Genomic DNA, 10821 nt, shown 5'->3' with positions numbered 1-10821 from the left:
CAAGGGCGAGAGGGTCGACGATGAAAAATTCCAAGATAGAAACGGCAAGTCCGATGTAGAAATTCTTAGCGTCTTGTAATACATGTGGAAAATTTGGATCAAATGGATTTAAAAAATATGACAATGTATCGCTTACATTTTCCCACCTATTTGGATCTTGCCAAAAATTTTTAAATTCTTCTAGCCATTCCTGATCTCTACCTTTCCAGTTTTCGTCAAATGGATCAATAAAATATAAAAGAGCGTCTCTATTTTCATATAAATACGAAAACAACTTGCTACCGGCCGCCATAGCTGCCATACCTATCAATAAACTTCCTACCGTTACCGTTCCGCCCATTAAAGCCATAGCTGCTGCTGCGGTCAAATAGCCGCCACCTAGAGAAACCGAATATTCGCCTATTAGATCGCTAGCTCGCTGCGCATCCCCCTCTTCCAGTGCTTTATATGCTTCGTACGAAACCCAACCTGCGCTTAATACGAGGCCTGCAGTTCCTATCTTATTTAATGTGCCGATAACTTTAGCCGGCGGCTCATTTTTTAGAACTTTGGTAATCTCTTTGATCTTATCGCCATATGACATTTTCTCATTATTAACAATCTCTCTTGTGATTTTATCGATCTTCTTTTCGTTGTTGCCTATCTCTATCGGCGCATCTGTAGGCTTTTTATTTCCTATCGTATGTTCGGTATTACCACTCGCTTTTTGATTTTGATAGGCGATCAAACCTTTTGTTTTGGTATGCAAGATCTCATTATATTTGATATTTTTTCTAGCGGTTTCGAAGTCTTTTTGATTTAGCTCGTATAGATCGCTTTTGCCGGTGATTTCCAACACTGTCTTTCTGTCGCTTATTATAAAATTCAGTTTTTCTCTATCGGTAGCGTAGGAATTTAGTTTAGAAGCGAAGTCTGCTTTGTCCATACCGTTGATTTTAGTAATGTTTTTATTTTTGAGAAGTTCGGGAAGCTCGGTTTGATAGAATGTTCTCTCGACTTGGGCGTCTTTTCCTATTGCAGTCACTATTTCGCCTTTAATTTCGGAGGCAAAGCGCCTAGAGGTTATATCCCATAAGCCACTGTCTTTTTTACCAACATCGTAAAAAAATTTATTGAGCTCAGAGCCGCGTTTTCGATATTCTTTTATAACATCAAAGCTCGGATCTCTAGTAGTGTTAAATACCCTTTCTAACGCCTCTCTAAATTTGACACTTTTTTCATTGTCTATATCTAGAAATTTTGCTGCCTGAGTTTTATTTATCATTCTAAAATTTTTGTCATTATAAAATTTTTCAATCGCGTTTTTTAGATCTTCCTCATTCTCGCCAATACCGCTGAAAAGAACAGATTTTTTTCCTTCCGATTCAGCACTTAATTTATTAAGTATTTTTATGATATCTTGTTTAGATTGTACTTTATCCAAAAGTTCATCTATTTCTTTAATTGTTAATGTGTGCATCTTTATCTCCTAGCATCTATTAATGTTACTGTAAAATTATCTTGGCTCTCCCAGTATGGTTTAAAATGAAATTTAATCAATATTTCCTCCAACAACGATAAAATATCGCTATCTTCTAAAACCTTTACTTCTATAGCCTCAAAACCTAATATTACCCACACTCTTTCAAATAGCTTACCATTTATTTTTTGATCATATTTATAATCCAAAATAATATTTACACTATCACCATTATAATACAATCTCCATAATTTTTTACTGCCATAACCATTATCATATTCTTCGCTCGGAAAACGTTTTATTAACATAAACCAACATTTTCTTTGCCTATCAACGACCCAATATTTTGTTGGATCTTCATAATACGGACTATATTGATAAAAAATTTTGCTCAATCCATACTTCTCATCATCCTCTTTCGTGATGATTGCATTTTCAAACGCCATTCTCTACTCCTTAAATTTAATATTTAATTATATCTACGACATATTTATATTCGCTTATATGCTCGTAGATATCGCCTTCGCTTTTAATGCCTAGTCTCCCAACCATATCGTTTAGAAAAAATTTCTCAAAATTTTCAGTGGTTACCTTAGCGCCGCTACTGGTGCGCACATCTTTACCGTCTGCAATATCTGCTAAAATTTGATCGGCTTGTTTACTCGTCATTTTTTATCCTTTATATTTAATCGTGCAGAAAAGTTACGACTTCATGATCTTTTGGCAAGAACTTTCTACCGTGTATACCACTTTCTCCATATTCTATCAAAGCTTCATTAAGCACCTTATAGAGCTCATCTAACGAAATTCCGTCAAGACCAGAATTTATATTTTCTAGCTTATATTTGATAAAAAACGGATTATCGACTAGCATTTTACTTGTGGTTTCGTCATAGACCCGTCTAATATCAAGCTCGATTTCTCTACCTTTATAATAAAGCAGCCAAATCATCTCTCCGGTATATCCGTCTCTTGGATCAGGTAGATGCGGGCTACAAACAAAGATAAGCCAAATATCTCTTTGCCTGTCGATTACCCAGTCTAACCACTTTATTTCATTAGGCCCCTGTGGATCATAATGATATTTTGCCAAGCACTGATCTACACGATTTATAATATCATATTTCTTAATATCCTCTTTAGAAATATATTCCGCTACAAACGCCATTCTCTCCTCCTCAAGAATTTTAATAATCTTAGATTTTACGATATGTTTATATTCGCCCATGCGCTCATAAATATATAGTAGGAAGTAGGATTTGTTTTATTAGGGCTTGCTTAGCTAGAGCGTTTATCCGTTTTAGCGCTTGCGTTATAAAGAGTTTTTTGCTACTATCAGCCCTTTATTGCAATCTCTCATCAAATCCCCTACTCATATAAAAATTTCGCCGCATTTTACCCTTTTATTCTTACGGTATATTTAAAATTTAAAACCGCTTTAGCATATCAAATTTCAAGGTTCTTTACTACTCTAAATTTTAAAATTTTATTCCCAGCACTGCAAGATACAAGGCCTAAAGCCAAATACAAGACGCTATGTTAAAACGCCATAGCCGCTTAAACTATCTATTGGGCTAGCCGCGAAACCATCTACTTGGCTACCAAGCGCCTACTCACACCTTCCGTATCTAGACATTAGTTCCGCTTTTTTGATATTAAAGCTGGCTTTTTGCGTATGTTCTTTAAGAGCTAACTCCTTTTTTAAAGAGGCTATTAGGGAGTTTAAAACATCGATTTTTGAGCTTTCGTTGCCGGCATTTAATCTCTTTTGCATAGTTAGGATATCTTTTGAAATTTTAGAGGAATTGGATAGGATTTTATCGTATTCGTCCTTTTTGGATAGAAATAGTTTAAGATCTGCGATCTGCTTTTCGTATTCTAATCTAGCTTCCTCCTTTTTAGATAAAATTCTTTCTTTATTTATCTGCTTTTCTTTGATCTGTGCGGCGCGTTTGCCTCCGTCAAATAGGCTCATATGCACCGTAAGCCCCGCTCTATACCCGTGTCTTTTGACATCCTTTCCGGCGCGGCTAAAGTCATCTCTGTCGCTGCCGTAAAGATCGTATCTGCCGTAGAGCGAAACGGTAGGATAATAAAGTCTCTCCTGAGATCTCATACTTAGCTCATTTGCGGCTAGCTCATGATCAAATCCTTTAGCGATTACGCTATCTTCAAAGGGTACGAAGTCTGAGCTGATACTATTAGCTCCGCCTAGATCCGAAAGATAAAACACGTTTGGAATTTTAACTCCCGAAAGCGAGTAAATTTTATTTAAAACATTATTTGCGTTTAGTTCTAATTGAGATAACTCATAGCTAGTATCGGCTAATGCTATGGCTTGATCTTCCAGAGCTGTTTTACTTAGCTCTCCTGCGCCAGATAGCCTCTTTTCATAGATATAAAGCATCTCGTAGGCATCTTTTAACCGCTCATAAATTTCTATTCTGTTTTTATATCCGAGCGCCTCGTCGTAAAGCTCCAAAAGCTTGATAGAGCCGTCCATATAGGCAGAGCATCTTTTAAGATCTGCTTGTTTGATATTCTCTTCGGCAGCTTCTATGGCTAACTCATCTGCGCCGAATTTAAATATATCTTGACGTAGTACTAAAGAGAGGGAATCTCCATAGCCGCTTTGCGAGACTAGGCTATCGTCGCCAATCTGCACGGAGTTGTAGCGGGCGCCGTAGCGTTTGGCGTATTCACTATTGGCATTGATACCAAGTTCGGGATAGCGCGAGGCCTTTTGATACTCAAGCTCGTTGCGTGCGCTTTGAACATCGAGCCTGGTTAAATTTAAACTCGGTGAATTAGCTAAAGTATGCTCTAATAAAGCGTCGAAAGAGAAGGAGTTTGGGCCCGCTTTAAAATTTGAATCAAGTTCTCCGTCTAGTCTTTTTTGATTTATATCCCGTATTTTTGATCTATCTAGTCTATAAATTTTAGTAGGGGCTTTGGCTTTAGGATTTGAATTCTTTGAGGCGCTTTGCGAGCTATCTTGTTTGGGGCCAGTCTCGGGAGTGGAGAGATATTTTTCTAAGGCACTCTGAGAGTTTGGTAGGGTTTGCTTATTGGCCCCACTTTGTTCATCGGACGTTAGCTCTTGTAGGGATCTTTGAGTTTGAGTAGATTTTTGTGCCGATATTTTATTGGACATGGATTTTTGCATTACTGATTGGTTTTGAGTGGACGTTTTGTTGGGAGTGGATTGTTGTGCGATAGCTTTATCGAGGGAGGATTTTGGTATGTCAGTTTGATTTTGAACTGATGCTTTATTAGAGGTAGGTTTTTGTACGTTTGTTTTATTGGGGGTGGATCTTTGCACATTTGCTCTATCGGGGATTGGTTTTGGTGCGGCGGGATTAAATTTATCCGCTGCGTTTAACACGTCAGCGCCTAAGATCAAAACAAAAACGGTGAAAGCTATTTTAAATTTATCCAAATTAGGCTCTTTATAAATAAAATTTTAATACATTTTATACGAAAGGGGATTAAAATTTTATAAAACGGCGGATGAAATTTTGGTTTTGTCGTTTTAAAAATTGAAAGACTAAGGCAAGCGCTTCAAAGTATATTCTACCCGTAAAGTGGCAGAGGGATATATAAACTCTCTAGGGTACTTAAAGAATTTAAAGAAAGTATTTGAGCGAAGAGCGCAAAAGGAAAGTGGTAGAAAGCGCAATGAAGCTTTGGACCGAATAGAGCAAATTCCATAAATAAGTCGTCCCATTTGCCTTCCCATTCGTCTCATTTTACGCTATGAAGCGTGCCGTATGCAAGCTATAAATGCCCATGGCTGGGGGCTATCCGTCAAGAGGCGATAGGCTCTTGACGGATATTTATAATGTGTCTTTCCGTCGCGTTTTACTTTATTGCACCTATTTGAGACGTTTTCGTGCTTTATAGGAGTTCTCTTTTTTCGACTATATTTTTTGTATATTACAGCTACACGTAAATTTGAAAATATACCCGCGTATTTTTTAATCATCATAACTATAAAAGCTATAAGCCTAAAAGATATTATCCCTTTGTGATTGCAATGCTCTCTATGACTTCTTTTTAAATATTATGACGCGTTTTAATGCTATGTGGCGTGGAGCGGTTTTATATTCTTGTCCTTATCCTCGAAAAGCTTCCTCTGCTTTTTGAATTAGGCTTTAAATTTGGGTATAGCTTTTTAATGTGTTGATGAGCAAGATTTCGCCGCTTGCATATTAATCTTAATAAATTTTACTTTAAATTCCCGTGTAACTTTTAACGGGTAATGTTATTGGGTGGTGTTTAATCGTTTAAGACTAGTTCGTATATTTGAGTATTGCCGTCGTTAAAGCATCATTGTTGTTTATGCGTCACTTATTAGAATTTATAGCACCTTATAATGTTTTTTAATCTTAGTCCGGTTTAGAGTACTTTGATATTTAGTACGGCGTCTTTTAATCTCAGTCTGGTTCTTGATTATAACTATGCTGATATGTATAATGCAGTGGTTTTCGGTGGTAGTATTTTGCCTATATCGTCATTGAGGTATTGCACCGGTATTTGTAATGCGACGATTTTTGCGTATATCTCAGTTATTTGATATGGATTTCGTAAGATTTGCTTATATGTTTCTTGCTTAAATTTATGCCGCTTTGTTTAAATTCTGCTTGATATTTATAGGCTCTTTGCCGTGTATGGTTTATCCAGCTTCTTAGCTTTTTTTACAATTATTGAATATCTTGGTGTATGCGGATATATGGGTATTGAGCGTTTTGCCCGGTGTTTAGTCTGATTTGAATAGTAGAGCACATTCTTGCACTCCTTTATTATTCATGCTAGACTTGATTTACTTATTCTTTTAATGTTTTTGCTGCCTTTCGATATATTTGCGATCGAGCGGATCGTGCGGACATTCTTTACTCCTTGATTATTCTTGCGATGCTTGCCATGCTTGATTTACTTGCTATTATGCTTACTATACTTGATTTGCTTGTTATACTTATGTCTACTATTTTCAGTATATACCCGATTTATCTCCATTAATACTTCTATCATCATTGATCTTTATTACTACTTTGTGTGCTTGATGTATTGAATTGCTACTTCAAATGCCACGGCTGCTTCAAGCGCTACTTTTTAAGCTTTGCCTAGAAATACTTTTAAGGTGCTTTAATGTTTTAATCGCTGCAACTATTAAGCTTTGATGCTTGCTTTTAGCGCTATAAGTGCATAAAGCTTTTAGAATGTCTACTTTATCCTTTTATTCACTATTTGGTCTTTTCGTCGATTTTTGATATTCCTATACCATTTATTTGCTTCATAATCTGATGGATGGCTGCTTTAGTGTTTGTTGGTATGCGAATAAACACTTTAGCGTTCTTTATTATTCTAGCTACTCTTGCCGCGCTCGATTTGCCTCCCTTTATTTCGCTACATTTTACCTGTCTGCTTAAATTTTGAATCATCCCCTCTGTATTTTAGAAATCTTGGCAATGTGTAGGAAATTGCATCGCTTGCTCATGCTTTTAAAGAAGCTTAAGGGCTTTTAGGCACTTTTTAGCTAAGAAGGAAAGCTCAAAAAGAGTATCAATAAATTTCGACTAAGTAGCTTTTAAGATCTTTCTAATATAATCTCCGGCGCATAAGGACAAAAATAGTGCCTTAAGCCTTTATCTGTTGTTTGTTCTTTGTCTTAAAGAAAACATCTTGCAGGTATGCGTTTAAGTCATTGAGCGAAAATGTATTGAATCAGCATCCTTAAGGTTTTGGTCTTAAGCCGTCATAAAGTTTAAGCTAAATTCCTTGAGCTTCGTAGCTTTTTAACTCATTTTTGCTTATTATTGAAAGTTTCCTTAAGAGACGACAAATTTTGTTATATAGTCCCTAGAATAACTATATAACGATATTCTGTAATCGCGTATTTCGGGAAGTTTTTGAGGGGTGTATAGATAATGTCGGGGACACCATTGCTCTTTTTGAGATATTTTGCTTTCAAATTTAAGCCCTCATATTCCATATAGAATCACGTTATAAAATTTACTTGTAGTTCGTGAAACCTTGAATTGTAAATTTTAAAGTTTACCATCTTGCGCCGCGCGTTTTTTGCGACTGAATATCCGATAAATTTTAAAATAGCGCCGCAAAAGGTGTCGTCAAAAAAAGCGAAATTTAACGCGAAATTTTATATAATCTTGCGATTTAATGCGAGGAGATAGGATGAATAAAAAGGCGTATTTCGGGAGTTTCGGCGGGCAATTCGTGCCCGAAACGGCGATGTTTGCGCTTGAGGAGTTGGAGGATGCGTACAACACCATAGCGCAGACGAAGGAATTTAAAGATGAGCTGGGTTGCTTGCTGCGCGAATACGCGGGGCGTCCGACGCCGCTATATCACGCTGCGCGCCTTAGCGAGCACTATGGGCATGAAATTTATCTAAAGCGCGAGGATCTTAACCACACGGGCGCTCATAAAATCAACAATGCCCTTGCGCAGGCGCTGTTAGCTAAAAAGATGGGTAAAAAAAAGGTCATCGCAGAAACCGGCGCAGGCCAGCACGGCGTGGCGACAGCGACGGCAGCGGCGCTATTTGGGCTTGAGTGCGATGTGTATATGGGCGAGACCGACGCCGCGCGCCAACAGCTCAACGCCTTTAGGATGCAGCTTTTGGGTGCAAATTTAATCAAAATCGGCACCGGTTTAAAAACGCTCAAAGAGGCGACCACCGCGGCGATTCAGGCGTGGGTGAACGAGATTGAGAGCGTATTTTACGTCATCGGCTCGGTGGTCGGGCCACATCCGTATCCTAAGATGGTTAGGGATTTTCAAAGCGTCATCGGTACCGAGACCAGATTGCAGCTCGCAAGCAAGGGAGTCAAGGCTGATTACGTCCTAGCCTGCGTAGGAGGCGGAAGCAATGCGATAGGAATTTTTAGCGCGTTCGTGGATGATCCCGCCGTGCAACTCATCGGCGTCGAAGCGGGCGGCTTGGGCACACAAACCCCTTATCACGCAGCGACCATTACCAACGGGCGCGCGGGCATCATCCACGGTATGAAAACGATCGTACTGCAGGATAAATTCGGCATGATCGAGCCCGTACACAGCATCTCGGCGGGGCTTGATTATCCCGGCGTAGGTCCAGAGCACGCGCATCTGCATGAGACGGGTCGCGTGCGATACGAAGCGGTAACCGACGATGAGTGCATCACGGCACTTAAACTGCTCTGCAGGCTCGAAGGTATCATCCCCGCGATCGAAAGCGCGCATGCGTTAGCGTATTTAGAAAAGCTCTGTTCGCAGCTAAAAGGCAGAAAAACGATCGTCGTAAACGTAAGCGGCAGGGGCGATAAGGATATGGATACCGTGATGAACTACAAAAAAGGAACGATTTATGGATAAGATCAAAGCGGCCTTTGCGGGCAAAAAGGCAAACATCGGCTACATCGTGGCGGGCTACCCGAGCCCCGCGCACACGAAGGAGTTTTTGTCAAATTTAGACGAAAGCGCGATCGATCTGCTTGAGATCGGTATCCCGTATTCCGATCCACTCGCGGACGGTCCCGAAATTTTTAAGGCGAGCTTTTCCGCGGTGCAAAACGGCGTAAACGCGGAGAAGGTATTTGAAATTTTAAAAGAGGTGCAAACGCGCAAGCCGCTCGTGTTTTTGGTCTATTACAACGTGATCTTTGCCTACGGCGCGCGCGAGTTTGTAGTGCAGGCGGCGCGCTACGGCATCAGCGGACTAATAATCCCCGATCTGCCGTATGAAGAAAACGAAGAAATTTTCGCGCTTTGCGAGGAGTTCGGTATCGCGCTCATCCCGCTCATTAGTGTTACGAGCGAGCACCGCGCCGCGCGAGTTTTGAGCCGCGCGCGCGGCTTCATCTACGGCGTGGGCGCTATCGGCGTGACCGGAAGCAAGCAAACTCCGATCTCGCGCCTAAAAAATATGGTCGCAGATCTTAAAAAAATGAGCGATCTGCCCGTAGCGATCGGCTTTGGCATTCGCAATTCTAGCGATGTTCGCGCCACCAAAGAATACGCAGACGGCGCTATCATTGGCACTGCGATCGTAAATTTGTGCGCGAACTACGGCGGGCGCGAGCTGCAAAATAAGATCGCCGAACTTTTTAACTAACGGAAAGAGCATGAAAAAGATATTTTTGATTTTAATCGCAAATTTTTGCCTCGGCGCCAATCTGATGCAATACGATCTTTTCAACCACGACGACAGCGTCGACATCGCCTTGGCGTTTGACTCCGCATACAAGCCCGACATCGTGCGCCGCGTCGACGGGCAGTCGATGAGCCTTATTTTAAAAGGGCTTGGCGGCGATGAGAAATTTAACGAAATGCGCACCAATCAAAAGGTCTTAAAAAGCTTTACGATAGCGCCTAAGGGCAAGGATATCGAGATCAATTTCCCTACCGGAGCCGATCTATCGGTTGATGCTCTTACTCAAGACGGCAATTTAAAGCTCATTTTGCGCGTAAAAAACCCCGCTTTCGATCAGAGCAAGATGAGCGTCAAAAGTGAGGCGAATGAGACGGCGCAAGACGGTAGCAGCGGGGTTTCCGTGATGCCGATAATCGTAGCGTTACTGCTTGCGGCTGCGGCTTTCGTAGGCGTGCGAAAATTTTTATCGCACAAGCCGCAAAAAAGTATCGACGAGACATGGCGGGTTTTTGAAGATGACGCTAGTATGGATGGCACTGACGTGGACGGGGCGGGCATCGATAAAATTTTAAACAACTCCTCTTTTAAAAATCAGAGCGGATCAAAGAACCCAAATTATTCTGATGCGCAGGAGTTTGCGAAGAAAGATGAAGCCTCCGCTTTAAATTTAAAAAATTCTAACGACTCAAAAAGCGTAGATGGTGCAGATTTTTTAAGAGGCGAGAACGCGAGCGAAGAGAGTGCACACGATAAATTTTACGATGAAGTTGCGCGTGCCGAGCGTTCGGAAGCTACGGAGGCGGACGAAAACTATGAGAGCGCTGAGAATATAAGAGCAGCGGATAAAATTTCGCCGCTTAAAGTAAGCTCTGCCGAGAGTGGTACGATGGAATTTCGCGAGGGAGCAAAAGAAAGATCGGATGCAAAAGAGCCCAAGGTTTCGGCATTTAGAAGCATTTTAGAAAATGAGCTGCTTAGCTCGGATACCGCAAGACCTAGCGACGTGCGAGTAGAGCTTGTGCGCGAGATCGACGAAAATAATGCTGCCGTAGTGCTAAGCTTCGCGGGCAAAAAACATCTAGTGGTGTTAAAAAGCTCCAACGCTATTGATTGATGAGGCCTGGAATTTCGCAACTTGCGGGCTTTGCGACCCATAAAATTTTGCAGTTTGTTAAATTTTAAAAATTACGGAATTTTATAGCGCTAGAAA

Annotated in this window: 8 protein-coding genes; 3 read left to right on the top strand and 5 right to left on the bottom strand. The window is 40.6% G+C overall.

Annotated features, from left to right (window positions below; translation table 11 throughout):
- The 5 genes from Q0117_RS03495 to Q0117_RS03475 all read right to left on the bottom strand — a co-directional run.
- Window positions 1-1459, bottom strand: a 1459-nt coding sequence (locus Q0117_RS03495; RefSeq protein WP_297922592.1) for a hypothetical protein, incomplete at its 3' end; no start/stop codon positions are given.
- Between the two features lie 2 nt (window positions 1460-1461).
- Window positions 1462-1905, bottom strand: a complete 444-nt coding sequence (locus tag Q0117_RS03490) for a hypothetical protein (protein ID WP_297922589.1) — start codon at window positions 1903-1905, stop codon at window positions 1462-1464.
- Between the two features lie 16 nt (window positions 1906-1921).
- On the bottom strand, window positions 1922-2128 hold the full coding sequence (locus tag Q0117_RS03485; protein ID WP_297922586.1) for a hypothetical protein: 207 nt from the start codon (window positions 2126-2128) through the stop codon (window positions 1922-1924).
- A gap of 16 nt (window positions 2129-2144) precedes the next feature.
- Window positions 2145-2627 carry a hypothetical protein gene (locus Q0117_RS03480; protein ID WP_297922584.1) on the bottom strand — a complete coding sequence of 161 codons (483 nt, stop codon included), beginning with the start codon at window positions 2625-2627 and terminating at the stop codon, window positions 2145-2147.
- 441 nt (window positions 2628-3068) lie between these two features.
- A complete protein-coding gene (locus Q0117_RS03475; protein ID WP_297922581.1) occupies window positions 3069-4898 on the bottom strand; it encodes a TolC family protein in 1830 nt (609 codons plus the stop codon).
- A gap of 2753 nt (window positions 4899-7651) precedes the next feature.
- Between Q0117_RS03475 and trpB the strand changes: the two genes are divergently transcribed.
- The 3 genes from trpB to Q0117_RS03460 are packed head-to-tail and all read left to right on the top strand — an operon-like array spanning window position 7652 to window position 10725.
- On the top strand, window positions 7652-8833 hold the full coding sequence (trpB, locus tag Q0117_RS03470; RefSeq protein WP_297922578.1) for a tryptophan synthase subunit beta: 1182 nt from the start codon (window positions 7652-7654) through the stop codon (window positions 8831-8833).
- Entirely contained in the window at window positions 8826-9572 is a 747-nt protein-coding gene (gene trpA, locus Q0117_RS03465; protein ID WP_297922575.1) for a tryptophan synthase subunit alpha, read from the top strand. The genes trpB and trpA overlap by 8 nt, the downstream gene beginning before the upstream one ends.
- 10 nt (window positions 9573-9582) lie before the next feature.
- Window positions 9583-10725: a hypothetical protein gene (locus Q0117_RS03460; protein WP_297922572.1), complete on the top strand. Its 1143-nt coding sequence runs from the start codon at window positions 9583-9585 to the stop codon at window positions 10723-10725.
- Window positions 10726-10821 lie beyond the last annotated feature (96 nt).

Origin of the sequence: uncultured Campylobacter sp. (assembly GCF_937997535.1) — a bacterium.
Taxonomy (GTDB): domain Bacteria; phylum Campylobacterota; class Campylobacteria; order Campylobacterales; family Campylobacteraceae; genus Campylobacter_B.
This window is presented reverse-complemented; position numbering and strand designations above follow the sequence as displayed.